Origin of the sequence: Thermoclostridium stercorarium subsp. stercorarium DSM 8532 (genome assembly GCF_000331995.1) — a bacterium.
Classification (GTDB): Bacteria; Bacillota; Clostridia; order DSM-8532; family DSM-8532; genus Thermoclostridium; species Thermoclostridium stercorarium.
In genome coordinates this window covers 560,995-586,836 of sequence record NC_020134.1, presented here as the reverse complement: position 1 = coordinate 586,836, position 25,842 = coordinate 560,995, and the positions used below count along the sequence as shown (strand labels likewise).

General features: G+C 43.8%; 28 protein-coding genes. 1 reads left to right on the top strand and 27 read right to left on the bottom strand.

The window, feature by feature from the left end:
• Window positions 1-13 precede the first annotated feature (13 nt).
• The 12 genes from ybeY to gpr form a co-directional block, all read right to left on the bottom strand.
• Window positions 14-502, bottom strand: a complete 489-nt coding sequence (ybeY, locus tag CST_RS02580) for an rRNA maturation RNase YbeY (RefSeq protein ID WP_015358265.1) — start codon at window positions 500-502, stop codon at window positions 14-16.
• Window positions 453-2,693 carry an HD family phosphohydrolase gene (locus CST_RS02575; RefSeq protein WP_015358264.1) on the bottom strand — a complete coding sequence of 747 codons (2,241 nt, stop codon included), beginning with the start codon at window positions 2,691-2,693 and terminating at the stop codon, window positions 453-455. The genes ybeY and CST_RS02575 overlap by 50 nt, the downstream gene beginning before the upstream one ends.
• 41 nt (window positions 2,694-2,734) lie before the next feature.
• Complete coding sequence (locus tag CST_RS02570; protein ID WP_015358263.1) at window positions 2,735-3,724, bottom strand: PhoH family protein; 990 nt, start codon at window positions 3,722-3,724, stop codon at window positions 2,735-2,737.
• The gene (gene yqfD, locus CST_RS02565; protein WP_015358262.1) at window positions 3,724-4,917 is read right to left on the bottom strand and encodes a sporulation protein YqfD; all 1,194 of its coding nucleotides are present in this window, start codon (window positions 4,915-4,917) and stop codon (window positions 3,724-3,726) included. The genes CST_RS02570 and yqfD overlap by 1 nt, the downstream gene beginning before the upstream one ends.
• A gap of 45 nt (window positions 4,918-4,962) precedes the next feature.
• Window positions 4,963-5,274 (bottom strand): sporulation protein YqfC, encoded by a 312-nt coding sequence (yqfC, locus tag CST_RS02560; RefSeq protein WP_015358261.1) that lies wholly within the window; start codon window positions 5,272-5,274, stop codon window positions 4,963-4,965.
• Window positions 5,271-6,200 carry a delta-lactam-biosynthetic de-N-acetylase gene (pdaA, locus tag CST_RS02555; protein ID WP_015358260.1) on the bottom strand — a complete coding sequence of 310 codons (930 nt, stop codon included), beginning with the start codon at window positions 6,198-6,200 and terminating at the stop codon, window positions 5,271-5,273. The genes yqfC and pdaA overlap by 4 nt, the downstream gene beginning before the upstream one ends.
• Before the next feature lie 166 nt (window positions 6,201-6,366).
• The gene (locus CST_RS02550; RefSeq protein WP_015358259.1) at window positions 6,367-7,062 is read right to left on the bottom strand and encodes a DUF881 domain-containing protein; all 696 of its coding nucleotides are present in this window, start codon (window positions 7,060-7,062) and stop codon (window positions 6,367-6,369) included.
• Window positions 7,059-7,781 carry a DUF881 domain-containing protein gene (locus CST_RS02545; RefSeq protein WP_015358258.1) on the bottom strand — a complete coding sequence of 241 codons (723 nt, stop codon included), beginning with the start codon at window positions 7,779-7,781 and terminating at the stop codon, window positions 7,059-7,061. Before CST_RS02545 ends, CST_RS02550 begins: the two co-directional genes overlap by 4 nt.
• A gap of 213 nt (window positions 7,782-7,994) precedes the next feature.
• Window positions 7,995-8,267, bottom strand: coding sequence for a hypothetical protein (locus CST_RS02540; RefSeq protein ID WP_015358257.1), 273 nt, complete (start codon window positions 8,265-8,267; stop codon window positions 7,995-7,997).
• Window positions 8,268-8,469: 202 nt separating this feature from the next.
• On the bottom strand, window positions 8,470-10,446 hold the full coding sequence (gene ligA, locus CST_RS02535) for an NAD-dependent DNA ligase LigA (RefSeq protein WP_015358256.1): 1,977 nt from the start codon (window positions 10,444-10,446) through the stop codon (window positions 8,470-8,472).
• 15 nt (window positions 10,447-10,461) lie between these two features.
• Window positions 10,462-11,388: an N-acetylmuramoyl-L-alanine amidase family protein gene (locus CST_RS02530; protein WP_242823582.1), complete on the bottom strand. Its 927-nt coding sequence runs from the start codon at window positions 11,386-11,388 to the stop codon at window positions 10,462-10,464.
• A 162-nt stretch (window positions 11,389-11,550) separates the two neighbouring features.
• Window positions 11,551-12,795 carry a GPR endopeptidase gene (gene gpr, locus CST_RS02525; protein WP_015358254.1) on the bottom strand — a complete coding sequence of 415 codons (1,245 nt, stop codon included), beginning with the start codon at window positions 12,793-12,795 and terminating at the stop codon, window positions 11,551-11,553.
• A gap of 119 nt (window positions 12,796-12,914) precedes the next feature.
• On the opposite strand from gpr, the gene rpsT reads away from it, so the two are divergent.
• Window positions 12,915-13,205 (top strand): 30S ribosomal protein S20, encoded by a 291-nt coding sequence (gene rpsT, locus CST_RS02520; RefSeq protein ID WP_015358253.1) that lies wholly within the window; start codon window positions 12,915-12,917, stop codon window positions 13,203-13,205.
• 62 nt (window positions 13,206-13,267) lie between these two features.
• Here rpsT and CST_RS02515 read toward each other — a convergent pair whose 3' ends face one another.
• The 15 genes from CST_RS02515 to CST_RS02445 all read right to left on the bottom strand — a co-directional run bounded on the left by CST_RS02515 (window position 13,268) and on the right by CST_RS02445 (window position 25,806).
• Window positions 13,268-13,837 (bottom strand): SpoIIIAH-like family protein, encoded by a 570-nt coding sequence (locus tag CST_RS02515; protein ID WP_015358252.1) that lies wholly within the window; start codon window positions 13,835-13,837, stop codon window positions 13,268-13,270.
• Window positions 13,838-13,876: 39 nt separating this feature from the next.
• Complete coding sequence (locus CST_RS02510; RefSeq protein ID WP_015358251.1) at window positions 13,877-14,467, bottom strand: stage III sporulation protein AG; 591 nt, start codon at window positions 14,465-14,467, stop codon at window positions 13,877-13,879.
• 9 nt (window positions 14,468-14,476) lie between these two features.
• Window positions 14,477-15,028 (bottom strand): stage III sporulation protein AF, encoded by a 552-nt coding sequence (locus CST_RS02505; RefSeq protein ID WP_015358250.1) that lies wholly within the window; start codon window positions 15,026-15,028, stop codon window positions 14,477-14,479.
• A 22-nt stretch (window positions 15,029-15,050) separates the two neighbouring features.
• Complete coding sequence (spoIIIAE, locus tag CST_RS02500) at window positions 15,051-16,265, bottom strand: stage III sporulation protein AE (protein WP_015358249.1); 1,215 nt, start codon at window positions 16,263-16,265, stop codon at window positions 15,051-15,053.
• A gap of 32 nt (window positions 16,266-16,297) precedes the next feature.
• Window positions 16,298-16,681, bottom strand: a complete 384-nt coding sequence (gene spoIIIAD / locus CST_RS02495; protein WP_015358248.1) for a stage III sporulation protein AD — start codon at window positions 16,679-16,681, stop codon at window positions 16,298-16,300.
• A gap of 20 nt (window positions 16,682-16,701) precedes the next feature.
• Window positions 16,702-16,896 carry a stage III sporulation protein AC gene (spoIIIAC, locus tag CST_RS02490; protein WP_015358247.1) on the bottom strand — a complete coding sequence of 65 codons (195 nt, stop codon included), beginning with the start codon at window positions 16,894-16,896 and terminating at the stop codon, window positions 16,702-16,704.
• A gap of 10 nt (window positions 16,897-16,906) precedes the next feature.
• Window positions 16,907-17,377 carry a stage III sporulation protein AB gene (locus CST_RS02485; RefSeq protein WP_081594886.1) on the bottom strand — a complete coding sequence of 157 codons (471 nt, stop codon included), beginning with the start codon at window positions 17,375-17,377 and terminating at the stop codon, window positions 16,907-16,909.
• Window positions 17,289-18,398: a stage III sporulation protein AA gene (gene spoIIIAA / locus CST_RS02480; protein WP_015358245.1), complete on the bottom strand. Its 1,110-nt coding sequence runs from the start codon at window positions 18,396-18,398 to the stop codon at window positions 17,289-17,291. The genes CST_RS02485 and spoIIIAA overlap by 89 nt, the downstream gene beginning before the upstream one ends.
• 148 nt (window positions 18,399-18,546) lie before the next feature.
• Complete coding sequence (gene efp / locus CST_RS02475; RefSeq protein WP_015358244.1) at window positions 18,547-19,104, bottom strand: elongation factor P; 558 nt, start codon at window positions 19,102-19,104, stop codon at window positions 18,547-18,549.
• A gap of 163 nt (window positions 19,105-19,267) precedes the next feature.
• Window positions 19,268-20,341 (bottom strand): M24 family metallopeptidase, encoded by a 1,074-nt coding sequence (locus CST_RS02470; RefSeq protein WP_015358243.1) that lies wholly within the window; start codon window positions 20,339-20,341, stop codon window positions 19,268-19,270.
• A 3-nt stretch (window positions 20,342-20,344) separates the two neighbouring features.
• Complete coding sequence (gene aroQ, locus CST_RS02465) at window positions 20,345-20,773, bottom strand: type II 3-dehydroquinate dehydratase (protein WP_015358242.1); 429 nt, start codon at window positions 20,771-20,773, stop codon at window positions 20,345-20,347.
• Between the two features lie 161 nt (window positions 20,774-20,934).
• Window positions 20,935-22,332 carry an NADPH-dependent glutamate synthase gene (gene gltA, locus CST_RS02460; protein WP_015358241.1) on the bottom strand — a complete coding sequence of 466 codons (1,398 nt, stop codon included), beginning with the start codon at window positions 22,330-22,332 and terminating at the stop codon, window positions 20,935-20,937.
• Window positions 22,325-23,170, bottom strand: a complete 846-nt coding sequence (locus CST_RS02455) for a sulfide/dihydroorotate dehydrogenase-like FAD/NAD-binding protein (protein ID WP_015358240.1) — start codon at window positions 23,168-23,170, stop codon at window positions 22,325-22,327. The genes gltA and CST_RS02455 overlap by 8 nt, the downstream gene beginning before the upstream one ends.
• 101 nt (window positions 23,171-23,271) lie before the next feature.
• The gene (locus tag CST_RS02450; RefSeq protein WP_015358239.1) at window positions 23,272-24,141 is read right to left on the bottom strand and encodes a TIM barrel protein; all 870 of its coding nucleotides are present in this window, start codon (window positions 24,139-24,141) and stop codon (window positions 23,272-23,274) included.
• A 6-nt stretch (window positions 24,142-24,147) separates the two neighbouring features.
• Window positions 24,148-25,806, bottom strand: coding sequence for an outer membrane protein assembly factor BamB family protein (locus CST_RS02445; protein ID WP_015358238.1), 1,659 nt, complete (start codon window positions 25,804-25,806; stop codon window positions 24,148-24,150).
• Window positions 25,807-25,842 lie beyond the last annotated feature (36 nt).

Below are 25,842 nucleotides of genomic sequence, written 5' to 3'. Positions count from 1 at the left end.
TTTCCCCGATTTTTCATCTTGGCAGGCCGATTGACTCCAGAATTTCTTCCTGCCGTTTTTTCATTTTTTCTTCCCTTTCAGGTATATTATGATCATAGCCCAGCAGATGTAAAACACCGTGAACAGTCAAAAACGCCAGCTCCCTTTCAACCGAATGTCCGTAGTTTTCAGCCTGTTCAATAGCTCTCGGAACCGATATTACAATGTCGCCGAGAAAAAGCTTCCCGTCATCCATGTCTATTTCGGTAGGTTCGGTAATAAATGAGCCGTCCTCCATATCAAGCATCGGAAATGAAAGAACATCGGTCACACTGTCTTTTTTCCTGTATTCGGCGTTTATTCTTCTAATCTCGTCATTTTCAACAAGAAGGACCGAAACAAGAACGGGAAATTCCACCTTCTCAGCCGCCAGTACCGCTTCCGCCGCTGTCGTAACAAGTGCCCTGATATGCTTAATCGGAAGGTATCTCTTCTTCAGTTTGTTTTGGATTACCACTTTCATTTTCCTTCTCCTTTTTATCATCCATAATTTTACTGATTTCGTCCAGTTCGTTCAATGTGGTTTTCTTCTCAAGTTCCGGATATTCTGTTCTTTCATGGAAGAACCCGCTCAGTACCGTCATGAACGCATTCGCAATTTCATTCAAATCCTTCAGCGTCAAATCACAGTTATCCAACTGTCCGTCATCCAGTTTATCCTTAATAATTTTCCTGATCAAGCCCTCGATCTTGCCCTTTGTCTTATCGGGCAAGGACCGGACCGCAGCTTCCACCGAATCGGCCAGAAGCACAACAGCGGCCTCCCTTGACTGTGGTTTCGGGCCTTCATACCTGAAATTGCTTTCCTTTACCTCGGTCCCCTTTTCAGACTGCTTGGCCTTGTGGTAAAAATAGGCCACCAGTGTTGAACCGTGATGCTGTACTATTATATCACGTATTGCCTTCGGAAGTTTATATTTTATTGCAAGCTGCTCGCCGTCTTTTGTATGGGAAGTTATTACAAGTGTGCTTAAATTTGGCGTTATTCTGTCATGCGGGTTTTCCGACATCTGATTTTCCTTGAAAAAGTTCGGCCTTTTCAGTTTACCCACGTCATGGAAATACGCACCAACCCTTGCGAGTAACGCATTACCGCCTATTTGCCTTACGGCGGCTTCGGCCAGATTACCAACCATCAGACTGTGGTGATATGTTCCTGGCGCTTCCAATAACAGACGTTTCAGAAGCGGATGATTCGGATCGGCCAGTTCCAGAAGTTTCAGCGGAGTAATCATATTAAAGATTCCTTCAAAAAACGGTAATATTCCAATTGCAAGTATAACCGAAAGGATTCCGTTTATGAAGGAAATTCCGCCCTCATAAAGGATGGAGATCCATTCCTTTTTTTCCATCATTCCTATACAAGCCACCACCAGAATATTAACCGTACCCGTAACAAGCCCCGTCAGTGATATTTTTCTCCTCTGATTTGCATTTGCCGAAAGAAAGGCGGCTATCGTACCACTTATGGCAAACATAATCAGAAAAGTGAAGTTATCCCTGAACATCAGCGATACCGCCAGCGTGGTAATCAGATTAACCATGACGGCAATCTGTATGTTAAGGAAAACCACAGTCAAAACCGGTGCGATAAAGCCCAACGTGATATAAGACTGATATTCGGGAATAAACTCCTTTGACATGAAAGCCAGAAACACGGTCAGTACAATGACACTGGCAATAAACATCAGTTCATTTCGGCTCTCAAAGGTCTTTCTCGCAAAATGTCTCAAAAACAGCGCAAGAATAATCCAAAGCATTAATAGGATACAAAACACTGCTACAAGGAAAAGGTAGTCCGGTCGGTTTTCTTCGTCAAGAAGACCAAGCCTTCTTGCCACATCAAGCTTATCGGCTGTTACAATGTCTTCCTTTCTGATAAATCTTTCGTTTTTGTATATCATTACAGGATTTTCAAGTTTATAGGCTTCAATGAAATCATTTTTCTGTTTTTCGGTCGCTGCCTCATCCACCATGCTGTTGGGTACAAGCACGCCTGAAAGAATATACTTCGCGACCTGCTGCATTTCAAACGAAGCGACTTTTTCCTCAATTTCGGCAGTAAAATTCTGAAGTACTTCTGAAAGATTTTCCTCCGTTATCACCGTAGTGGTTATATCGGGCATTATCTGTTTAACCAGAAAATCTTTTAGCTGCCTGATATCGGCCTGTGAATCGCGCCTGAAAAGATATTCCTGAAGCTCTTCGGGCAATTTCGCAAGAATCGGATTTTCCACACTGACATTTTCCCGTTCCAGAAGTTCCGAAAGCCCATGTTCATTGCCCGATTCCATTACCGGAATAATTTTTGACCTCAGATTATCAAGAGAATCAAAAAATTCGTATATATTACCCAGCATCTGTGTATTGGCCAGCTCCAGTTCCTTAATAACCGGAGGTATTTCCTTCACCCGCTCCAGGGCGAGCTCTTCTGTTTTCATGGTATTCTCTATATCCCTTGGAGCACGTATGTCAAACCCCGAAGCCATTCCGAGGGTAAGCTTGTACTTTCTTGGAGCCGCACCCTCGGATATCATGATAAAAACCAGAACAAGCGAAACAGCGCCGATCAGTATGCGCTGAAATGTGTTGTTTTTCAAGACTTGTCCTATCTTTTGATATCTTTCCTTATCATTCTTTTTCTTTTCAGCCATGCCATTCACAACCTTTCACCCTGCAAAAAGCCCGTGCAGCCCTATTCTTTCTCCTTTTCCTGTTCTTCCCGGACACGGTTTTCATACTGTTCATACGCATCAATAATTCTCTGAACCAGTTCATGCCTTACGACGTCCCGCCCCGTTAAGTAGACAAATTCAATGCCTTCGACACCCTGTAGTATTTTTTGTACCTCCACAAGCCCGGATTTTTTGCCCCTGGGAAGATCTATCTGCGTGATGTCACCGGTTACAACGGCCTTCGAACCCATACCAATTCTGGTTAAAAACATCTTCATCTGCTCAGGGGTGGTATTCTGAGCCTCGTCAAGAATAATAAACGAATCATCCAGTGTACGGCCACGCATATATGCCAACGGTGCCACCTCTATAATGCCTTTCTCCATATTGGTCATATATGCCTCAGGTCCCATTATCTGATACAATGCATCATATAAAGGCCTCAGATACGGGTCCACCTTGTTCTGCAAGTCTCCCGGCAAAAAGCCAAGCCTTTCACCCGCCTCAACAGCCGGGCGGGTCAGAATTATCCTGCTTACAGCTTTTTCACGAAAGGCTTTTACCGCCATTGCCACCGCCAGAAATGTTTTCCCGGTACCTGCCGGCCCTATACCAAAAACTATGGTGTTTCTTTTTATTGCCTCAATATACCTTTTCTGTCCATATGTTTTAGATTTAATTGGTTTGCCCCGTGCAGTAATACAGACAAGATCCAGTGGCAGACCGTCAGTTTCGTCAATATTTTCTCCGTTGATTGACAACAGATATTTCACATTCTGGGCTGTTATTGTCTCGCCGTGCTTGATCAGTTCCAAAAGTTTTTGAATTACCTCCAGAGCCTGATCAACTCTGGATTCAAAACCCGATATTTTGACCTCGTTTTCTCTGTTGGTAATTTTCACATCCAGTGTGTCTTCTATAATACGTATATTCTGATCAAATTGCCCGAACAGGTTCATTTCGGTCTCAATATCAGGTATCTCAATATTTTTTTCTATGACTGCTTCCATTAATTCCCTCCAATTTCCTGTTGCATTGCTATATTTTCCGTACATTCAACAGTGACCAGCAAATATTCCTTTCCGTCGGAAGTAAAAATCTCCATCTGCCGGTCAACTATTTCAGCGTCCGCAGGCAAAATTTCGGATACTTTATCCATTGCCGTTTTTTCGGCCAGTCTCCTTGCCTCCTCCTTATCAAGGAATTCCTCTTCCTCCTTCAGTTCGTAATGTTTTTCTATTATCAGGCCCAACGGAAACTTAAAATGGTTCATTATAACGGGAGCCTTATCCACAATGTCCTTTTCATATAACTCAAACGGGTTATTTCCCGAAGGAAGCCTGATTTTAAAATCAAGAAAATACATACTGTATTTGTTCCACTCGTGACCCGTCCTTATTCTGTTAATTTTTTTCTCTGGTACATCCACTTTCACTTCGTACCAAGTACGGGCCAAAACCTCACCCATTGCATGAACGTACCTTGTGCCCGCTTCCGGATTTTTGCTTTCCATCACTCCTGAAATAAGAACCTGCCCTTTTTTTACCGTGTCTCCTTCCTTAACCTTTTCCAAACCGTTTTTAGCCCTGACCGAAATAACTATTCCGTCTCTTTCCGCCACCACATTACAGGGCTGGTCCATAGGCACAACACGCGGGGGTTCAATGCCTTCCCTTACGGATATAATAAGTTTCGTCCCCTTTAATTCAACCCCCACCCAGGCCAGTCCCCTGTTGTTCAGCATCAGTTTGTCCGCCACATGTTTCGGGTTTATCGATCTTTTTGTTGCACCCCTGAATATCCCCATTTCATTCAGCTGCTGCATCAACGTCTCTCTGCTCAGGTTGTAGTTTCCGGTAATTTCAACCGACCAGATAATCGAAGTCATCAGGTATATCAATACAGCAAAAACAATTAACCCGGCAACAAATCCCTTTCTTTTCTTATATCTCCATATAATATACGGTAAACCTTTTTTGGCTTTAATCCGCACCCGGCACCGGGACTTTCTGGCGGCAGACCGCGCATTCTTAAAGCCCCGTATGCTCATTTTCATAATGACTTCGGTCGGGCTGAGTCTTTCAATATCCCACAACAAAATCTGCCTTCGGGTGCAGATGTTTATAAACTTTTCAACCGAAAGCCCGCTTACAATAATAATAACATACCCTTTTAAATAATGCCATAACCGAATAAGGAACATACAACCTCCATGAACCGTGCTTTATCGCGTTTTTATTCCCGGTACTTAAACCACATAATCTATATTGTCTATATCACCGGTTATGATAATGTCCTCGTTCGTGATCTCCCTGATTCTCATATTTTTGCCTGTAATTGTAATAATCCCGTAATTTGAATTAATTTTTACAATTTTGCTTGTAAACTCAATAATGCCGCGGTAATTCTCGATAAAAACTTCCTTTCTGCCAACCGTCGTTACCTTTGGCCGGTCGGAAACAACTTCCTCCGGTATCTCCAGCATTCTTGCCACTTTCTCCTTCACGGTATCGGCTTCTTTCTTTTTTTTTGCCGTTTTACCGCCTTTTCTTTTTTTCATTCGGTTTCACCCCGCGCTATTTTAATGAGTTCAAATACATCTCCGAACTCATACCCTTTTTTCCTCGCATCGGTAATTATATGTTCAAGGGCCTGGGCATTGTCACTGGAGACGGCATGAAGAAGCAATATAGCACCGTTATGAAGGTTGGACATGACATTGTTATAAGCGTGCTCCCAGCCTTTCTGGCTGTTCCTGTCCCAATCCTTGTAGGCAAAACTCCAGAACACATTTATATATCCCATCTCCGAAGTAACTTTTAAGGATCGCTCACTATACTCGCCCCGCGGCGGCCTGAGGAAAATCATATGCTTTTTGAATTTTTCATAAAATACCCTGTCAAGCTCCGCCACTTCTTTCTTTATTTTTTCATCACTGAGGGTGGGAAGGCTGGGATGACTTACCGTATGGTTTCCCACCGCATGTCCTTCTTCCACCATTCTCCTGACCAGGTCTTCATGTTTGTTAAGATATGGGCCGGTTATGAAAAAAATTGCGTTAACATTGTGTTTTTTTAAACAGTCAAGGATACCGGCGGTATACCCCGCCTCATACCCCTCGTCGAAGGTAAGGTAAATCACCGGTTTATCCGTGTCGGCTATATAAATGCCGTTATATTTTTTCAAAAGCTCGGGGGCTCCCGGATCGGCCTTCGGGGTTTCATTGTTTTTGGCACGTACAATCCCCCAGCTTCGGACGCGGTTAAATTCATCACTGCCCGCAACTTCATAAACAGCGGACACAGGTAAACCGTTTTCTGACAGAGAGGTGATTTCATTGTCAAAATCAAGGTCACTGAAACTTAGCTGAAAAAGAGTCTTGTTTCCTGCCTTCCTCAGTGAATTTGCTTGAAATACATAAGCTGTTGTCAGTAAAACCGTTAAAATAACCGGAGTTATTATGAAAAGCGCAATTTTCCTGTTCATACCTTTTTACCCAATAAAAAAAGAGCAATCTTCTTACGCAGCCCTTAGGCTGCCTAAGAATCCGAACGGATTTTGTCTGTAAAACAACAATCCTTTCTTATTGCTCTTTGAAATTCCTATTAATATATATATAGATTTGTTTATAAAATAATTACCTGCCTATTTGTCAGTCAACCGGAGTCAGGAGGTCATAGCGCAGCACCGTACCGTCATTGCGGACTGCCGGTATGATTATATTATCATCTTTCTTGATGTCAACTTTTATATTGTAATACTTTAGCATATCAACAACACCCGCCATAACGGTAAGGGAGTTTTCAAGTTTCTGCGGATCGGCAATGGCTTTTATAACATAAGGCGGCAATAACTTTCTGCCGTTAACCACCATGTAACTTCCCACCCGCCTTACCTCGCTTGTGGCAATAATCCTTTCATCATTTACCGAAAGAGCCTGAACGTCGGCTGCCCTTAATTCGTTCAGAACGGACAGTATGCTGTAATCGTCTATAGGGGTATTATCCATGCTTTCAAGGGTTATTATTAAGCCTTTTCCCTTAACCGTCTTCAATCCTGCAAGAATTTCCAGCTTCTCGTTCTCCTTTTTTAATTTCTGTATTGTTTCATTTTCACTGTTTGTCCCGGTACGAAGGTTTTCCAGGTCTTTTTGAAGTTCATCTATTCTTTTCTGCAGTTGCTTGTTGTTCTCCTGCTCGCGCAAAAGGTCGGTTATAAGATCATTAACACGTTGCTGTTCATACACAGCCATTGTATTGTTTATTTTAACGCTCCTGTACTGCATTGCAACCATTATCCCCAGTACAAGGCAAACAACGGTTAAAGCCGCTTCTCTGAAAAACTTCATTTCTCCACAACCTCCAGCCCGGATATCATATCGTCAATACTTCCATATATTTTATATCCAGGTATCAAAATTTCGTTTTCCTTGCGTACATCCACCTGTATGTTATATATTTTCATAATTACCACCGCTTCACTCTGCTCAACGGCATTATACAACCCGTTGGGATCGCCGATTGCCTTAATTACATAAGGGACCGGATACCGTTTATTGTTAATGAGTATTGTAGGTCCAACACAGAAATGCTTGCTGGTAGCTATAATGCGTTCGTCATTTATCGATATGGCCTGGGCTCCCGCAGCCCTTAACACGTTTAATATCTGAACGATGTCCATATCGTGGATAATTAACTGGCTTGGATCAATTTCTCCCCTTGCAGGCGCGTCGTTTAACGTAATGACAATGCCGCTGCCCTTTACATCGGTAAGGCCGTTAATTACCATAAGTTCATTTTTTCTGTTCAACAGCTCATTAATTATCGGATTTCCGTCATTACTGAGCTGCCTTATTATTTCATTTTTTTCCTTCTCCAGCCTCTGCAGTTCTTCCAGCAGCTTTATGCCCTCACTTTTCGCCTGTTCCAGTTCATAAGAAAGGGTCTGAACAGATGTCTGCCCCGAAGAACTCTGCTGCTGAGCCAATAATATGGTTCTGAACTGCATTGTTATTATCATGCCGAAAAGGAGGAATACTACAAACAGAACCCCTTTTGTTTTGTGCATTATATCTCTCCTCCCTTTCCGTAAAACCTTTAACAAAACTTATGACGGTTCTTTCGCAAAAAGAAAAGCTGATCGCTTCCCCGCTGCAAACAAAGCCAGGGGTTATGATTATATTGTAAGTATTTTTGCCTCCATATACAATACTTTCCCAACAGGTACATTTTGAAACGTCTTGCCGGGAAAGATAAAACACGCCGCTGCGGTCATGATTCCTCAGAAATTGCACAGCTCAAATAAATTATAACTCTCCACCGTTTCTATTACTTCCTGAATTGAATTTAAATTGAAATGAGAAAGTATTTTCTGTATTTTCGGAAAAACTTCGCCGTTATTTTCGGTCACTTTGTCCAAAAGGGAAAGATCCCGGCGTAAAGTTTTTAATAACTCTATCTCATCTTTTGAAAGGTGCGAAATTGCATGCAGCGTATATATCAGGCTCAGCCTTTCGGCTTTATATTCGGGTAAAAAATCATACTCCTTTTTCATGGCCTTTCCTCTCCAATATATTACATTGCCGATTATTGCCATAAAAATAATATTATAAACGTCTTTAGCCAAATTTCACCCGATATTTTATCTTTACTTTGTATAAAATATACAAATATATTATATAAAGCAACAATATTATTTAGCAATGTAATATATAGAGAGAAAATTCATATCTGATGGTGGAAATTGCACAAAAATTCTATTCGCCGGGAATAACTCCATCATTAAGCCATTCCAGGAACTGTTCCTCGGTTATAATCGGAATCCCCAATTCCTTTGCTTTTTTATTTTTTGCTGAAGTTGAATTTATATCATTATTTATAAGATAATTGGTGTTTGACGTAACCGACTCGGTTACCCTGCCTCCCCTCTCTTCTATCACCTTTTTCAATTCCGCACGGTTCTTAAAATGATTGACCGACCCTGTAATAACAAAGGTAATATCCCTGAATATCTGGCTTTTATCAGACGCCGTTTCCTTCTCCAGCTCAATTTCGGCCATAAGCTCCCTGATTCGTTCCCTGTTTCTTTCGTTTTTAAAAAAGGCAACAAAATCCCGGGCCATAATATCGCCAATTCCATCAATATTGATTAACTCCTCAAACGTTGCGTTTTCAATACGGCCCCACTCATGATTGAAATAACCCGCAATGCGTTTGGCATTGGAAAGGCCGATACCGGGTATGCCCATACTGTAAAGGAGACGGACGGCATTGGTTTTCCGGGCCTTGTTGATTGAACTTATCAAATTGCTGTACGACTTCTCCCCGAATCCTTCCATTTTCACTATTTCGTTTCTGAATCTTTCCAGCCTGAAAATGTCCGCATAATCCTTAATAAATCCTTTTTCAACAAATTTTTCTATCGTGGCTTCGGAAAGCCCGTCAATTCCCATCGCATCCCTGCTGACAAAATGCACAAGCGACTTTATATGTTTTGCCGGGCATTCGCCGTTGGTGCAATATAGGAACTTTACTCCGTTTTCCTGCCTGATTTGTGTCTGCCCGCCGCATACAGGACAGTGTTCCGGAATTTCAATATTTCCGCTTTTTGTTAAGTTGTACGCTATCTGAGGAATTATCATATTTGCCTTGTATACGCCTATCGTATCTCCAATTCCAAGTTCCAGCGATTCCATAACACTGATGTTATGTACACTGGCTCGTTTTACCGTTGTCCCCTCAAGCTCCACCGGTTCAAAAATCGCAATTGGATTAATCAGCCCTGTCCGTGAGGCGCTCCATTCAATTTTTATCAGCCTGGTTTCGGCTACCTCATCCTGCCACTTAAAAGCAATGGAGTCTCTAGGGAATTTGGCCGTTGTGCCAAGGGAACGCCCGTATTCCACATCATCATACGCAAGCACCAGACCGTCGGCAGGAAAATCGTTTTTTACAACCTGTTCGGAGAACCATTTAACGGTCTGTTCCAGGTTTGATGAGTCCACTTCCTTAAATTCCACCACATCAAAGCCCTGGCTTTTAAGCCAGTTCAACTGTCTGCTCCTGAATTTTCCTATTTCCGGCTCGTCAACCTTTACAATCTGAAAGGCAAAAAAATATACATTCCTTTCGGCGGTTATTCTGTTATTGAGCTGCCTGACCGAGCCGCTGCATAAATTTCTCGGATTCTTATATTTTGCGTCCACATTTTCAATTTCCCTGTTGATTTTTTCAAAGTCCGAATATCTGATAACAGCTTCCCCTCTCAGCACAAGATTTCCTTTATAGGAAATTCTGATGGGCAAATTCCTAAACACCTTCGCATTGTTGGTAACCACTTCTCCCACTTCACCGTTGCCGCGGGTTACCGCTTTAATAAGCTCACCGTTGGAATATGTAAGCACAATGGTAAGACCGTCAAGTTTCCACGACAGTATTCCCTTTTTGTCGCCGAGCCATTCCACCAACGCATTAACGTCTTTTGTCTTGTCCAAAGAAAGCATGGGCTGCTCATGCGCTTCTTTCGGCAGACTGCTGAGCAGCTCATATCCGACTTTCACCGTAGGGCTGTTTGAAAGGACTATGCCCGTTTCCTTTTCCAGTTCCACAAGTTCATCATACAGTTTGTCATACTCGTAATTGGACATTATCTCCCGATTTTCCTGGTAATATGCTTTAGACGCTTCATTAAGCCTGTTTACCAGTTCTTTAATTCTGACTACTTTTTCGTCCATGTCCGCACCCTCACCTTACCGGTCCACCAGTATTTTGTATATTCCGTCTTCCTTAAAGGCTCCCATTGTTTCCAGAATCCGTATCGTTCCGTTGAAAATCCCCTGAGCCATGTTTTCTCTGAATTCATCGGATTTAAGCCGTTCGCTGTCTTCCCTGTTTGTAATGTACGCCGTTTCGATAAGCAGTGCCGGCATTTCCGAAAGGCGTAATACACCAAGATCGGCAACTGCAATGCCGTTAAACTGTGTATCTGTTACGGCGTCTACCTCCTCGGCCATAATTCGGGCGAACTGTTCACTGGTAAATTCGCCATGAGTCTTTCCGTAATGATATATCTCGGTTCCGTTATAAATATAAAAGTTCTTATCCTTTGTATCGAAGGCATTTACATGTATGCTCACAAAGAACGTCGCGCCTGCTTCATTCGCAATTCTCGGCCTTGCCCATACATCTTCCTTCCAGTAGCTGCTGAGTTCCTTGTCCTCCTCCCTTGTCATTATAACCTTCACACCGGCATTTTCAAGTTTGTCTCTCAGCCTCAGCCCCATATCCAGAACTATGTCCTTCTCATACAATGTATCATCGTATGGCGATGTTGTTCCGGGATCACGCCCTCCATGGCCCGGATCTATGCATACTATTACATCCCGCAGTTCCTTTCCGGGCGGCAGGGGTGTAGGAGAAGGCACCGGCACAGGAGTCGGGGTTGGGGTGGGGGTGGGCGCCAGTGTAGTCGTTGGAGAAGGCGTAGGAGCGATTGCTGACATCACTGCCCTTACAGTTCTGAAGCCACCGCCGAGGATTACGTAAACAGCAATAAGAATCAGAAAAGACAACAGAAGCACGGCAAAAAATCTTGACGGATTTTTCAGGCGCAATCTCCTGCGTTTAGGATATACTTCCACATACCATTTGCGGTTTTTTCTATATTTCAAATCCATATTCATATCAGCCTCATTTTGTAATCAATACCGTTCGTCTACCTGCTTCAAACGCCGGAAAAACGTATCGTATCCCATTATTACGTTTCGGTATAATATAATATGTTACTATAAAATTTATAATTCCGAAAGTCCCAATCGCCGGTTTTGATTTATTGCCAGTTACTGCAAATACCTGTCAATATCGTCAAATCCGATATTCCTGTGAAGGGCCAGGTTTATTCCGTTGGCAATAACCTTGGACACGCGATCTATCACTTCATCCATTTCCTTGGGGGTTACAACCAGATTTCCGCCATAAGGCTCAAGAACCTCACGGATCAGGTCATATTTTTCATTCTGATCCATTTCCTTCAGCATTCTGTAAAAATCCGAACCTTTATCCGACTGGGCCATCAGACTGTCTATAACAAGTTCAATGGTATCATTGGCCATTGTTGCGGCATCCACAACTGTCGGAACGCCAATGGCTATAACAGGCACACCAAGCGTTTTTTCAGACAGTTCCCCTCTTCTGTTTCCGACGCCTGAACCCGGTGAAATTCCGGTATCTGCTATTTGTATCGTCGTATTAATACGGTTCATCTTTCGCGACGCCAAAGAATCTATCGCGATCACCAACGCAGGCCTAACCTGATTCACTACTCCCTGTACGATATCACTGGTTTCTATTCCCGTTAACCCTAAAACCCCGGGCGCAATTGCGCATACCGGCCTTACCCCGTCGTCTATCTGTTCGGGAAGGTATTCATGTAAATGCCTTGTAACCATCAGATATGAAACAACTTTCGGCCCCAGCGCATCGGGAGTTATATTCCAGTTTCCCAATCCTACCACAAGAACAGTGTCATTTTCTTTCAGCTTCAACAGCTGCTGAAGCTCAAAAGCCACAGCACGACAGGTCATCTCGTACAAATCACGGTCGTTTTCCTTTAATCTCGGCACATCCAGAGTAATATAATTACCCATTGGTTTGCCGATATTCTTTTCACCGGCGGGCGATGTAATCCTTACCCTTGTGACATGAATATCCTTGTTCCCGTCTTCAGTGACTTCCACGCCTTCCGCATACGGATAGGTCGTTGCAGTTCCGGAACGGCGTATATTTTCCTGGTTTTTCTCATGCACTTCCAAAGCAAGGTCGGTGCGGACTCCCTTGAATTGATCCCTTGTCAGTTCTTCTATACCCATGCTAATTACCTCCGCAACGTGAAATTTTAAATTCAAATTCCGGCATTCATATTCTCTGCATTTTGCGGCCATATATTCAGCGCGCTTTTTTATCAGCTCCCAAAAAAAGATTGCACAATTTGCTCCCGCAAAAATTAAAAAATGCTTGCCAAAAGCAAATCTTCGTGCTATCATATCAAAGTGCCACATTATGACCACGGATGGCACATTATACATGAAATCTTTCCATTTAGTGGCGGGATTTCATAATATTTATTTGTAATTGTTCAGATAAACATAGCAGGAGGCCATATTAAGCCTGGTTATACATTGAGTTGGTGCTGGGAGGTGAAATAATGCCTAATACAAAGTCCGCGATTAAAAGGCTCAGAAAAATTAAAGTAAGAACCGCACGTAACAAAGCAAAACGCTCAGAACTTAAAACAGCGATACGCCGTTTTAATGAAGCTCTTGCGAATAACAGCCCTAACACTGAACAGCTTCTGAGAATTGCAATAAAGAAACTGGATAAAGCGGCTGCAAAAAATTTAATTCATAAAAATAAAGCCTCCAGGAAAAAGTCACAGCTTATGAAAGCCTTTTATGCCGCACAGGTTGCAAAAACTGCGCAGGTTGCCAATAACTGATTGGAAATTTGACAAGGGCGTGCTTAAAGGGCAGGTTTTTACCTGCCCGTGTGACTTTGAGGCTACTTCATGTTTTTTATATGTATGTCCTTCATTTCAACTCCTGCATGTCTCATTACAATGTCGGAAATTTGGGCCGTTTCGCTCTGAGACAGGCTTTCTGCCTTGACAACGAGGTCTACTGTGCCGGTGGAGCCGAAAATAACAACCACGTCCTCAATTCCTCTTTGTTTTATTAAAGATTCAATTGTCGCCTCTATTTCGGCTCTTTTAATCAGATCCAGGTACTCCTGCTGGGCGCGGGCGCTTACTTCTTCGCTCACATTACCGCTGGTAAGTTCCTTTAGCTCCTCTTTCCGCCTGCTTCTTATTGCTTCCCGTTCCATTCTTGCCTGCGTGAAATAATCATTTGCGGTCTCCGCTCCGCCGTTTTCACCGGTATTCTGCGCGGAACCGGTTCCATCGGTTATTACCTGTCCACCTGTTATATTATCCACATAAACGGCTTCACCAAGACGTTCCTCTCCGTTATTCCTTGATGAATAACCTTTTTCGCCGTACATAAATTGAATAACCCCGGCTGTTATTATTACAATTACAAGAATAATCACCAAAATCTGTTTTTTGTTCATTCTAACACCCCTTTTATGAATTTATTTCTTTTATGATATTTATTTTCTTTTCAGAACCTGAATCCTGTGCGTGGGTATCCCCAGCAATGCCTCCAAAGCGTTCAGGATATCCTGGCGGACTCTTGCGTTGTCGGCTCCGTCGGCAACCACAACAACCCCTTTTACTTCAGGTTTAATTTTCTGCACTACAACGGGAACACGCCCCGCGCCGCTGTCCATATATGCCAGTTCCCTCTGCAGTCTTCTTTCATCGGTTTTCCCGGAATTTTCATTTCCGCTGTATTCCTCTCTCACCATGCTTTCTTCGGTCTGGTTATACGCATGCACCACCTCTCCGTCCGAGTTCCACGTCAGCATCACTTTTACGGTTCCCGCTCCTTCTATCTCAGACAGAATTTCTGCCAGCCTTTTTTCAAATTCAAGAAGTTCATCCTCCGGACTATTGGACACGACAGCGACAGTCTCAGTCTCTTTTTTCTTATTTTTTGTGCTGTCATCGTCACTTAAAAAACTGCCGGCTACTATGATAATTATTACGCCAAGGATTAGGAATATGACTAAATTTTCTATTCCCCGTCCGCCTTTTTTATTCCAAAAATAAGCCTTAAGTTTTTCAAACCAGCCTGGCATAAAAACCCCTCAATTCTTTTTTGTGATATGAATTATTATTTTATCCTCGTCAAGAGAAAGTGCCTGTCTTAGTTCCCTTCGGATTTCCCCGGCAAGATGCCGGTTCACGCCGTCAAATTCCGCCGGCTCACTGACAATCAGGTTTAAATAAAGTTTTCTTATTTCCCCGAATCTATCAGAAGAAGGATTTTCATTCAACACAACATCCACCTCAGCCTCTGATATATTTTTATTGCTTTCAAGCCTGTTTTTTATGTCGGAAACAAGCAGGGTCCTGTACAAATCCAGTATGTGTCTTTGCTGCTCCTCGCCTGCATAGCGCGTTGTGTATTTAAAACGGGTATTAAGAAGGTAGAATTCATCCTGCCAGCCTGCGTAAGATGCCGGCACTCCTTTGTCTATCAGCCGGAGAACGGGGTTTATCATCGCAAACATAACCACAAATCCGGCCACGAGCTGGGTAAAACTTTTCGTTTTTCCTTCAGGCATTAATAAATCAAGAATAATCATCAGAACGGCAATGGCAGCAATGTTCAGAACCCAATTCCTTATTTCGTCCATAAAAGCCCTCTTTTCCAATGCGTTATTGCATCATTCCACTTATTCCGCCCGCCCCAAGCAACGCGCCTACCGAAAGCAGGAACATGAAAACAGAAGAGCCCACTACTCCCAGAACCACTTTCATACAGTCGGAGACATCGGTAATACAGTCGAAAAACCGCTCTTCCGCAAAAGGCTCTATAATTGCAGCAGTGAATCTGTACATAAGTACAATGATAAATATTTTTATAATAGGAATGCAGCAGGCCGCCAGGGTTACTATCATTGTAAGGACGCCGGCGGTGTTTTTGACAACAAGGGCACAGCTTATGACTGTATCAGCGGCGTCTGCGATGTATTTACCGGCCACGGGAATAAAAGTGGTTATTGCGGTTTTTGTGGTTTTAACGGTCGCCCCGTCTATCACCGCGCCGGTTACGCCCTGTATTACAACCAGTGAGCTGTAACCCGCAAGTATTGCTCCAAGCCCCCATGTTACCATTTGCCTTATCAGCGAAGCCATGCCCGAAACCTTGATCTTTTCAGACAGCCCGCTTACAATATACAGAATTCCTGCCATAAGGCACAGCGGCAAAAATATGTTTCTGAAAACTTTTACCGTTGCCTGTATTGCAAAAAGCAAAACAGGCTTAAGCGCAGTTCCTGAGGCGACATTGCCGCTTGATATCAGCAGCGCAAGCAATGCCGGAATTGCAAAGCCGGTAATACTGTCAATAGTGTCCAGAACCTCGCCGGCATATTCAAGCACCATGTGAAACCCCAGCGCGAGCATGGACACCAGTGCCGCATAACATGCGAAATAGGCCAGTTCACCGACAGCGCTTTCCTTGAATGCTCCCTGCAGGTTGTTTATGAATGCCGAAAGAAACACTACTATAATAAGCTTTACAACAAGGCTGAAACTGTTTTTTATTTCGGCGATGAAAATATTTATAAGTTTTTGTGGCAGTGTTTCCATGCTTTCCTGCACATTTCCCGAAACGATTTCCTGCATAAGCTGCCTGACAGAATAATAAGGCAGAAGCTCTCTTGCTTCATCGGACAGGCTTTTTTCCAGGTTATTCTGTAAATTTCTTATTTCGCTGCTCTCCAACTGGCTTTTAAGAATTTCCTCCATTACTGATTCCGCGTCTTCTGCCATTGACGCACAAGGACTTGCGGAAATTATGAATGCAAACATAACGCATAATATAATCCTTAAAGGTTTTGTTTGTGGAATTCCAACCCGTTTTTTCATTACCCGGTACCTCCGGTCTTCTCCCAATTCCGTCAGAGTAATCCGATAATTATGCTCATAACCGACGTAATTACCGGCATTGCCGTTATTATTATCAAAATTCTTCCTGCAAGCTCTATTTTTGACGCAATAGCGTTCTGCGACGCATCCCTGCAGCTTTCGGCAGCAAATTCGGTTATATATGCCATTCCAATCACTTTAAACAGAGTTGTAATATAAATACCGCCAATATTTGCCCTTTCCACGTAAATTTCTATCAGATCCAGGACGGCTTTTATCCTTGAAGCCAAAAAAATCATTACCATTGCGCCGAAAACAAGAGATATCTGAATACCTATCTCGGGCCTCTGATTTCTGATAACCAGTATTAATATGGCTGACGTAATTCCCAGCACTCCGATTTTGATTAATTCCATAACTGTATGCCCCCGTCCGGTTAAAAATCAAAAAGGGCTTTTACCGTATCAAAAAGATTGGCAATCTCCTTAACCACCATCAGCAGCACTACAACCAGTCCTGCCAGCGTGGTCATCATTGCCTGCTCTTCCCGCCCTGATTTTGTAAGGAGCGAGTTAAGCACGGCGACCAGTATGCCTATTGCAGCTATTCTGAAAATTAAATCAATATTCATATTCATCCCCTCATATCAACACAAGTACAATCGCAAGCCCACCAAGTATCCCCAAATCCCGGTAGAGCTTTTCCTTGCGGATCCGGTCCTCTTCGGCCTTTTTCTCCTGTACCGCGAATTTTTCACGCATCATTTTTATAAATGAACTCTGGCCTGCCCTGTCGGTTTTTCCCAAAACCTCGCCCATCTGCGACAAAAGGTTCCACTCCTCCTGATCCATGGGCCACCGTTTCCTGAATTCCTCAATTCCTTTCCGCCACGCTGCATCTATTCCGTTCCCTTCGTTTACGCTTATTTCATAAACGCGCCCGGTAAACTCGGACAACGATGAAGTCCTGTTTCGCGCATACTGCGACAAAGCCTCTCCCAAAGGACGTCCCATGTAATGGATTTCATTTTCCAGTTCCATTAAAAAGGACTGGATTTCGCGAATATATTCTATCCTCTCGGTCAGAAAGCGGGAGTATGTAAAGCCTGCCATTGTCGAGCTTCCCATAATCAGCAGGCTGCCTACGGCTTTTGCAATCAACTCCAATGACATTTCCTTCACCGTCCGTCACTTTAAGTTCATACCGGAATTCTTTTTTCTCAGATATGACAATAAAACGTTCAAAACAACCGGCGGAGAATAATTCCTTAAACCCGGCCCTTTTTCTCAGGCTCGCCACGTCAAAGCCGTGGGCGGTGGCTAAAATGCGAACACCGGCATTCATCACTTTCAGAACCGTATAAACATCATCAGGGTTTCCCAGTTCATCCACAGCTATTACCCTTGGGCTCATGCTTCTTAAAAGAATTTCCATTCCCTCTTTCTTGTTAATGCCGTTAATCACATCAGTCCGGTAACCCAAATTATTTTGCGGAACTCCTCTGTAGCATGCGGCAATCTCACTGCGTTCGTCGACCACACCTACGTTGAGACCGTCAAAAATGTTTTCAACGCCGCTGCTGACACTTCGTATAATATCCCGGAGAAGGGTGGTCTTCCCCATTCCCGGAGGAGAAATTATCAGAGTATTATATATATCCCTGCGGTTTCTGAATATGCTTTTTACAACTCCGTCTCCAAAACCTATAATTTCCCGTGCAATTCGTATATTCAGGGATGAAATGTCCCGTATGTTTATAATTCTGTCGTTTTCGACAACCGGGGTACCGACAAGACCTATACGGTGCCCTCCCTTTATGGTAACAAACCCCTTGTTGATTTCGTCCTGATATGCATAATAGGAATTTTCGCAAATTCTGAAAACCATGTCATTGAGGTCGCCAACCGTAAGAGCAAAGTTTGTGGGCTCGTTATCCACATGGCCTGCCTCACTGAGAAAATAATCCTTTCCGAAACAGCAAAGCATCACCGGTTTGCCGGCACGAAGCCGGATTTCCTCAATCCCCTGAAGAACGGACAAATCCAGATACGAAACGGCTTGCCGGACCTTCTCCGGCAGAAAGGGTATAATATCATCAAAGATTTTGTTCACAGCAGCATTTCCCGACCGCATAGCGTACCTCCTTTGTTTTTCCGCCGTAAAAGCCGAAAACACAAGGTTGTCCTGTTTTGATAAAATTCTATGCAGCCGGAACTCCAAATATTACTAATAAACAAAAAAGCCACCTCAGACTTTTCTGAGGCGGCCAGCTTATTCCTGATCAAACTCTTTCCAAATATTCCCCCGTACGAGTATCGATACGGATAATGTCGCCCTGGTTTACAAACAAAGGCACTTTAACCTGAGCGCCTGTTTCCACGATGGCAGGCTTTGTAGCGCCTGTTGCAGTATCACCCTTGAAACCGGGCTCGGTATGTGTTACCTCAAGCTCAACAAAAATCGGCGGTTCAACCCCGATGACCTGATCCTTGAAAAATACCACCTTACATGTCGTATTTTCCTTGACAAATTTCAGCGCATCACCGATGGTCTCGGAATTCAGCGGCATTTGCTCAAAGGTCTGCTCATCCATGAAATAATACAACTCACCGTCATTGTAAAGGTACTGCATATCTCTCTTGGAGACCTCAGCACGCGGAAATTTGTCGGTCGGGCTGAATGAACGTTCAATTGTCGCACCTGTAATCAGATTCTTCAATTTTGTGCGAACAAATGCTGCACCCTTTCCAGGTTTAACATGCTGAAACTCAATCACCTGATAAACCTGACCATCCATTTCAAATGTAACACCGTTTTTAAATTCTCCTGCACTTATCATTTACTTACCATCCCTCTCAATCCATATCTCGAAAACAATATAAAAATGTGTTAATTAACCAAAAAATAACTCTTTTAATACAAACAACAATTCCCACATTATAATAAATGAAAATAATACCTTTGACAAGAACCTATTGATTTATTATCAGGACTTAAATTTTTTACAGTACAATCAAATCCTTTGTTGATTTTGTAAGAATTTTTAATCCCTCGTCGGTGAGCAGAACAGTGTCCTCAATCCTTACGCCGCCAAAACCTTCAATGTATATTCCGGGCTCTATGGTAAACACCATGCCGCTTTTCAGTTCCTCTTCACCTCTTGGCGAAACTGTCGGTTTTTCATGGATTTCCACGCCCACACCATGACCCAGACCGTGTCCGAAACATTTCTCATAACCGGCCTGATATATAATGGTTCTGGAGACATTATCCAGATCTTTCCCTTTCATTCCGACTGCGGCTTTATTTATGGCTTCGAGCTGAGCTTTAAGCACGGTATCATAAATTTTCAGAAGTTCGTCATTCGGCTTTCCGATAAAAACCGTCCGGGTAATATCCGAGCAATACCCTTCGAAAACGGCGCCAAAATCCATTACTACCGCATCGCCGTTTTGCAGTTCGCGTGTGCCGGCAACGCCATGAGGTAGCGCAGATCGAGGTCCGGACGCGATTATGGTTTCAAAGGACGGGCCTTTCGCTCCGAACATTTTCATTTGGTATTCCATTTCGGCGGCAATATCCATCTCTTTTACACCGGGCTTCAAAAACTGAAGTATCTGCTCGAAAACCTTGTCGGCAATATCAACGGCCTTTTGGATTTTTTCAATTTCAGCCCCGTCTTTTATGATACGGGCGTCATTCAGCTTATTCTGCAGGTCCCTGAAAGATTTTACGCTTTTCAGACTTTCCTGCAGACTCCTGTATGCCGAATAAGTAACATCGTCACCCTCTATCCCAAGTTCGGCGACATTATCTTTAAGGCACAGATCGTCCAGCGTGGCGTTTGCACTTTTTTCATATTCAATAACTTCTATTCCCGGAAATACCTGCTCCCTGGCCTGGGCGGTATAACGGAAATCCACGACGATATATGCCTTTTCCCTGGTTACAAGACATTTCGACGTGCTTCCGGTAAAGCCGGTAAAATAAAAAGTATTGGGTCTGCTTGTGATAAGAAAGCCGCCGAGGCCTTCTTCCTCAATGATTTTTCTTACATAATCCAGCCTTTGAGTCATAATTTAACCCCTTTTCATCAAATAAAGAGCAGCGATATAACTGTCAAAACCGAAACCCGTGATCTGTCCGACGCACACGGGGGCAATAACCGATTTTGTGCGGAATTCCTCCCTCTTATACACATTCGACATGTGTACCTCTATCGCCTTAACACCCGTTCCCTTTATCGCGTCCCTTATCGCATAGCTGTAATGGGTGAATGCACCAGCGTTGATTATAATGCCATCGGTTTTCTCCCCCATCGCCTGATGTATCCTGTCAATTATCTCGCCTTCATGGTTGGACTGGAAGAATTCCACTTCAATATTCAATTTTTCGGCTTCTTTTCTGATATAATCTTCCAAATCCTGCAGGGTTTCAGAACCATATATCTCCGGCTCTCTTTTTCCCAGCAAATTCATATTCGGCCCGTTTATTACCAAAACCTTCATAACAACCACTCCGACCGGCAAATAATCAGTTTACTAATAGCTACGGCACATTTGTATATTATATTATTCTAAAAAATCAGGCAACAATATTCTGAAAAAGCGTAAAACCCGGAACGCATATCAGTTTGAATCGGCCAAGGATTAAACTACCAGTTTCTGTGTCACGCACTTTTGCTTTTTAAATACCGATCAATGGCGGCTGCGGCTTTCTTACCCGCACCCATGGCCAGGATTACCGTTGCCGCACCCGTAACGGCATCGCCGCCGGCAAAAACCCCCGGAATACTGGTAGCGCCCGTTTCTTCGTCAACAACAATCCCGCCCCACTCATGGGTTTTAAGACCGGGAGTCGTGGATTTAATAAGCGGGTTCGGGCTCTGTCCTATTGCTATTATCACCGTATCCACATCTATAACATGTTCGGAGCCTTTCTTCGGAATCGGCCGTCTCCTTCCCGACTTATCAGGTTCGCCAAGCTCCATTTCAATGCACTCCATGCCTTTCACCCATCCGTCGTCGGTTCCAAGTATGCGAACAGGATTTGTAAGGAATTTAAAAATAATTCCCTCATCCTTTGCGTGATGGATCTCTTCAAGCCTTGCGGGCATTTCGGCTTCCGAACGCCGGTAAACTATGTAAACGTTTTCAGCACCAAGCCTTTTTGCACTTCTTGCTGCATCCATCGCCACGTTTCCGCCGCCGACCACCGCAACATTCCTGCCCACCTTAATCGGAGTGTCAACCTCAGGATACAGGTATGCCTTCATTAAATTGATACGGGTCAGGAATTCATTGGCCGAATACACGCCGTTCAGGTTTTCCCCGGGGATTCCCATGAAGTTTGGAAGGCCCGCACCGCTTCCGATAAAAATCGCCTCATAGCCTTCTTCCATCAGCTCATCAATGGTTACCGACTTTCCGACAACCATATTGGTTTTTATCTCAACCCCAAGTTTTTTCACAATGTCAATTTCCCGCTGAACAAGATCTTTTGGAAGCCTGAACTCGGGGATCCCGTACATCAGCACTCCTCCGGGTGTGTGAAATGCTTCAAAAATGGTAACCGAATACCCCATTTTTGCAAGATCAGCGGCGCAAGTGAGCCCTGCGGGACCTGAGCCTATAACCGCGACCTTTTTATTGTTTTTCGGTATCTCAGGTGTTTCAGGTTCACGATGTGCCATATACCAGTCTGCCGCAAACCTTTCAAGACGGCCTATGCCGACCGGTTCTCCCTTCTTTCCCCTTACACAGTACTTCTCACACTGGTTTTCCTGCGGGCATACCCTGCCGCATATCGCAGGAAGATTATTGGTTTCTTTTATTTTCAGATAAGCCTCTTCAAACCTTCCCTCAGCTATCAACGATATAAACTCGGGAATTTTTACGTTAACCGGGCATCCCGAAACACATGGCCGGTTTTTGCAGTTAAGGCATCTTTTCGCTTCTTCCACCGCCATTTCTTCAGTATATCCCAGAGCCACTTCCTTAAAGTTTTTATTCCTTACATTCGGATCCTGTTCGGGCATTTGTACTTTTTTCAGCGACATATTAGGCATTTCCTATTCCCCCCAGTTTGCATTCATGTGCTTCAAGGCTTTGCCTTTCCTCTTTTTTATACATTGCCTGCCTTCTGATGGCTTCATCAAAATCCACCAGGTGTCCGTCAAAGTCCGGGCCGTCCACACAGGCGAACTTTACTTCCCCGCCGACGGTAACACGGCATCCGCCGCACATTCCCGTTCCATCCACCATGATCGGATTCATGCTTACTATAGTCTTTATTCCGTAAGGTCTGGTAAGGTTGGATACAGCCTTCATCATAACAAGAGGGCCGATGGCTATTACCAGATCATATTGGGTTCCCTCATCGAGAAGCTTTTTGAGAACATCGGTTACAAAACCTTTATTCCCGTTGGAACCGTCATCGGTTGTTATAAAAAGCCTGTTACATACCTTTTTCATTTCATCCTCAAGAATTATCAAATCCTTATTTCTGAAACCTGTTATGGCGTCCACATAAGCTCCCATTGAATGAAGCTTTTTGGCCTGAGGATAAGCTATGGCTGTCCCGAGACCTCCGCCTATAACCGCCGCACGCTTTACGTTTTCCAAATGGGATGGTTGCCCCAGCGGCCCCACAAAATCAAGTATGTAGTCGCCTTCATTCAGCGAGCCTAAAAGCTTTGTGGTTTTCCCAACTTCCTGAAAAATAATTGTGACAGTCCCTTTGTTTCTGTCGTAATCGGCTATTGTCAACGGGATTCTCTCTCCGCCTTCTCTGACTCTCAGGATTATAAACTGCCCCGGTTCAGCCTTTTTGGCGACAACAGGAGCGTCAACAACCATCAGCTTCACATCGGGGTTTAAAACTCTCTTTTCCAGTATCTTGAACATCACTGAACCTCCCAAATAAAAAATGCCAATGCTCTCAGCCACAAAATAATTAATATTATAATAATTCATCCGTTAAAATCATGCAACTGGCAAAGAAATTCTTATACGGAACAACCGTTTTTCACTCTCTCGTATATACCTTTAAGAATCACGGCGTCTTCAGCCATTCTGTCCCTTGATTCGCATATTATCACCGGTTCTGTTTTCCTTTCCACAAGAACCCTCGCTAAAAGCTCGAAATCAGGACCGTACTCCGTATCATCCATGGTATGGTGTTTTTTCTCCCCGGCCTGGGTAAACTCAATCCGGCTGAAATGTATGTGAATTTTCTTGGCTCTTTCGGCACCTATGGAATTCTCGATTTTATCGAAAACGGCATTAAAATCGTCAATACCGGTAAGGGAACCGAGAGTCCTCGCATGGAGATGCCCGAAATCAATGCACGGAATAAGCCTGTCGTCCAGCCTGCACATTATCAGCACTTCTTCAAGGGAACCCAGATTATTCATTTTCCCCAGAACCTCAGGGCAAAGGGTTATGTCCGAAAATCCGGCTTCGTCGGCCCTTTTTACCGCCTCCGCCAGCACAGGAAGGGCTTTCATCATTGCCTCCTCCCTCGAAAATCTGCCAACCGAGCCGGGATGTATTACAATCCGGTCCGCTCCCATCCATTTTGCCACGCGACAGGTATTCAAAATGTACTGGATTGAGTTTTCCCTTTTTTCCTCTTCGGAAGACGACAGATTTATATAATAAGGAGCGTGTATGCTTAGCCGTATTCCCGCCTTTCTCGCTTCCTCGCCGATTTTTTCGGCCGTCTCCTTTTTTATGTTCGTGCCTTTGTTGCATTGGTACTCATATGCATTGAGGCCCATGTTCCTGAGCCATTCCGGCATCTGGTACGAATGTTTGTATCCGTCTTCATAAAACTTGCTGGAATTTCCGGAAGGTCCGAACCAAATCCTGTCCAATCTCCATCACCTTATCCTTATTCCAAAAATTTTTCTTGCGTATGAGCCCACCACCACCATGTTGTTGTAAATCGCCGGTGAGCTCTCGACATTCCTTTCCACCGAAATTGTATCAAGAGTTTCGCCGGTTTTGGGGTCAATAAGAAACATTCTGCCTGCAGAATCACAGAAAATCATGTAACTTTTGCCGTCGTCCGATGAAAAAACCACCGGCGAAGACCAGCCGTAACTGGTCAAATCCTTTACCCATATCTCCTCCCCGGTATTTTTGTCAAGGGCGACAAGCTTGCCTCCCCATTCGGTCCCGGTTTTGGAAATATTAAAAATGACCATGTCCGAAATATCCCCTGTGCCTACCACCGCCGCTGAAAAAACACCGCCGTTAATTAACTCGTCCTTATAACATTTATACGATCTTGACCAAATCTGTTCACCGGTCAGTGCATTTATTTTGCGTACGGTAGCATAACCTCCGCTGTTCTGATGATCCACCTGATTCCCGATATACAGAAATACACCGTCGGGTGTTTCCTCAATTACCGGGGTTGCATCGGTATCATCACCGAGATTAAACGCCCATTTCGGCTTAAGGGTATTTATGTCCAGGCACTGGAGCATTCCGCCGTTATCAGCGAAAAATATCAGGTCGCGGTAAAATGCGGGGGAATTCTCAATACCGTAGCTTTTTTTATTCCTGAATAAATGTGTATACCTGTACTTAATCACCTCGGGACTGACGGACAATTTCCCGTTTTCGGGATCAAAATCTGTATTAAGCTTTATTTTGTACAAAAGCCCGTTTTCCCCGCACTGGATAAACGTATCGGTTCCGGCATGGACCAGGCCTGTAGAATCAAAAGCTCCCCAGTTTCGAGGAACCGTGCTGTCGATACCCGGTATCGAGAAAATTTCGCTGTTGTCAAGCAGGCTGAAAATCCTGTACTTCCATGTTCCCGTTTTGCCATTCTGCAGCGAATTTATTCCCATGCCTACATATAAAACCGGATATCCGCGCGGATCCACAAGTGGCGTGCCTTTAATCGGAAAGCCTATATCAATGAAAGGGCGTGTGGGTTTTCCGGTTTCAAGATCAAGAAAATATATAACCCCTCCGAGGGTTGCCTGAATAACTTCAACAAAATCCTTTTTCTTATATTCCGGATACAAATTCATTATCTTTCTGATCTTTTCCGGCCAATGCACTATCAGAGGCTGACCGGTCCATCCCACCCCAGGCCATTGGGGATCTATCAGCGGGATTTCCTCCGAAGTCCAGACAATTTCAAGTTTTTTTTCAACCACTTTCCGTGTTCCGTATGCGGCGCCGTCCCTGTAATGATTACCGCGGAAGGTTGTAATACCCTCCAGCGCACTGTAGGTTTCAGGAGCACCAAATACAATCATGTCTGCACTCTGATAGCTGTCAAGCGGAGTTGTATCCGAATAAATCCGATACTTTATTTTATCACCACTGGGATTTCCCGCCCGTTCGGCAACAGGTGCTGGAGTCGGAGTCTGGGTCGGTGCATGAGTGGGAGTGGTAAAAGGCGTAATACTCCCGTCCGTGCCGCCGTTTTTGTTAAACTGACGGTAAAGAATTATCAATATAATCAGCAAAATTACCGGTACTATCAGCATTAAGACTTTTTCTCTTCTTCTCCTCATTTAAGAAAATCCTCCGGTAAAATCAAAATCTTTTCT

Bases quoted from the DNA above. Each gene is read 5' to 3' on its own strand.
- rpsT (WP_015358253.1), top strand. From the start codon at position 12,915: ATGCCTAATACAAAGTCCGCGATTAAAAGGCTCAGAAAAATTAAAGTA.
- CST_RS02505 (WP_015358250.1), bottom strand. From the start codon at position 15,028: ATGGACGAAATAAGGAATTGGGTTCTGAACATTGCTGCCATTGCCGTT.
- CST_RS02455 (WP_015358240.1), bottom strand. From the start codon at position 23,170: ATGTTCAAGATACTGGAAAAGAGAGTTTTAAACCCCGATGTGAAGCTG.
- efp (WP_015358244.1), bottom strand. From the start codon at position 19,104: ATGATAAGTGCAGGAGAATTTAAAAACGGTGTTACATTTGAAATGGAT.
- CST_RS02550 (WP_015358259.1), bottom strand. From the start codon at position 7,062: ATGAAGTTTTTCAGAGAAGCGGCTTTAACCGTTGTTTGCCTTGTACTG.
- CST_RS02445 (WP_015358238.1), bottom strand. From the start codon at position 25,806: ATGAGGAGAAGAAGAGAAAAAGTCTTAATGCTGATAGTACCGGTAATT.
- CST_RS02570 (WP_015358263.1), bottom strand. From the start codon at position 3,724: ATGGAAGCAGTCATAGAAAAAAATATTGAGATACCTGATATTGAGACC.
- gpr (WP_015358254.1), bottom strand. From the start codon at position 12,795: ATGTATAATGTGCCATCCGTGGTCATAATGTGGCACTTTGATATGATA.
- gltA (WP_015358241.1), bottom strand. From the start codon at position 22,332: ATGCCTAATATGTCGCTGAAAAAAGTACAAATGCCCGAACAGGATCCG.
- yqfC (WP_015358261.1), bottom strand. From the start codon at position 5,274: ATGAAAAAAAGAAAAGGCGGTAAAACGGCAAAAAAAAAGAAAGAAGCC.
- CST_RS02575 (WP_015358264.1), bottom strand. From the start codon at position 2,693: ATGGCTGAAAAGAAAAAGAATGATAAGGAAAGATATCAAAAGATAGGA.
- CST_RS02540 (WP_015358257.1), bottom strand. From the start codon at position 8,267: ATGAAAAAGGAGTATGATTTTTTACCCGAATATAAAGCCGAAAGGCTG.
- ligA (WP_015358256.1), bottom strand. From the start codon at position 10,446: ATGGACGAAAAAGTAGTCAGAATTAAAGAACTGGTAAACAGGCTTAAT.
- aroQ (WP_015358242.1), bottom strand. From the start codon at position 20,773: ATGAAGGTTTTGGTAATAAACGGGCCGAATATGAATTTGCTGGGAAAA.
- CST_RS02510 (WP_015358251.1), bottom strand. From the start codon at position 14,467: ATGCCAGGCTGGTTTGAAAAACTTAAGGCTTATTTTTGGAATAAAAAA.
- spoIIIAE (WP_015358249.1), bottom strand. From the start codon at position 16,265: ATGAAAAAACGGGTTGGAATTCCACAAACAAAACCTTTAAGGATTATA.
- ybeY (WP_015358265.1), bottom strand. From the start codon at position 502: ATGAAAGTGGTAATCCAAAACAAACTGAAGAAGAGATACCTTCCGATT.
- spoIIIAA (WP_015358245.1), bottom strand. From the start codon at position 18,398: ATGCGGTCGGGAAATGCTGCTGTGAACAAAATCTTTGATGATATTATA.
- spoIIIAD (WP_015358248.1), bottom strand. From the start codon at position 16,681: ATGGAATTAATCAAAATCGGAGTGCTGGGAATTACGTCAGCCATATTA.
- CST_RS02470 (WP_015358243.1), bottom strand. From the start codon at position 20,341: ATGACTCAAAGGCTGGATTATGTAAGAAAAATCATTGAGGAAGAAGGC.
- yqfD (WP_015358262.1), bottom strand. From the start codon at position 4,917: ATGTTCCTTATTCGGTTATGGCATTATTTAAAAGGGTATGTTATTATT.
- spoIIIAC (WP_015358247.1), bottom strand. From the start codon at position 16,896: ATGAATATTGATTTAATTTTCAGAATAGCTGCAATAGGCATACTGGTC.
- pdaA (WP_015358260.1), bottom strand. From the start codon at position 6,200: ATGAACAGGAAAATTGCGCTTTTCATAATAACTCCGGTTATTTTAACG.
- CST_RS02485 (WP_081594886.1), bottom strand. From the start codon at position 17,377: ATGGCAGGCTTTACATACTCCCGCTTTCTGACCGAGAGGATAGAATAT.
- CST_RS02515 (WP_015358252.1), bottom strand. From the start codon at position 13,837: ATGAACAAAAAACAGATTTTGGTGATTATTCTTGTAATTGTAATAATA.
- CST_RS02530 (WP_242823582.1), bottom strand. From the start codon at position 11,388: ATGGATTTGAAATATAGAAAAAACCGCAAATGGTATGTGGAAGTATAT.
- CST_RS02545 (WP_015358258.1), bottom strand. From the start codon at position 7,781: ATGCACAAAACAAAAGGGGTTCTGTTTGTAGTATTCCTCCTTTTCGGC.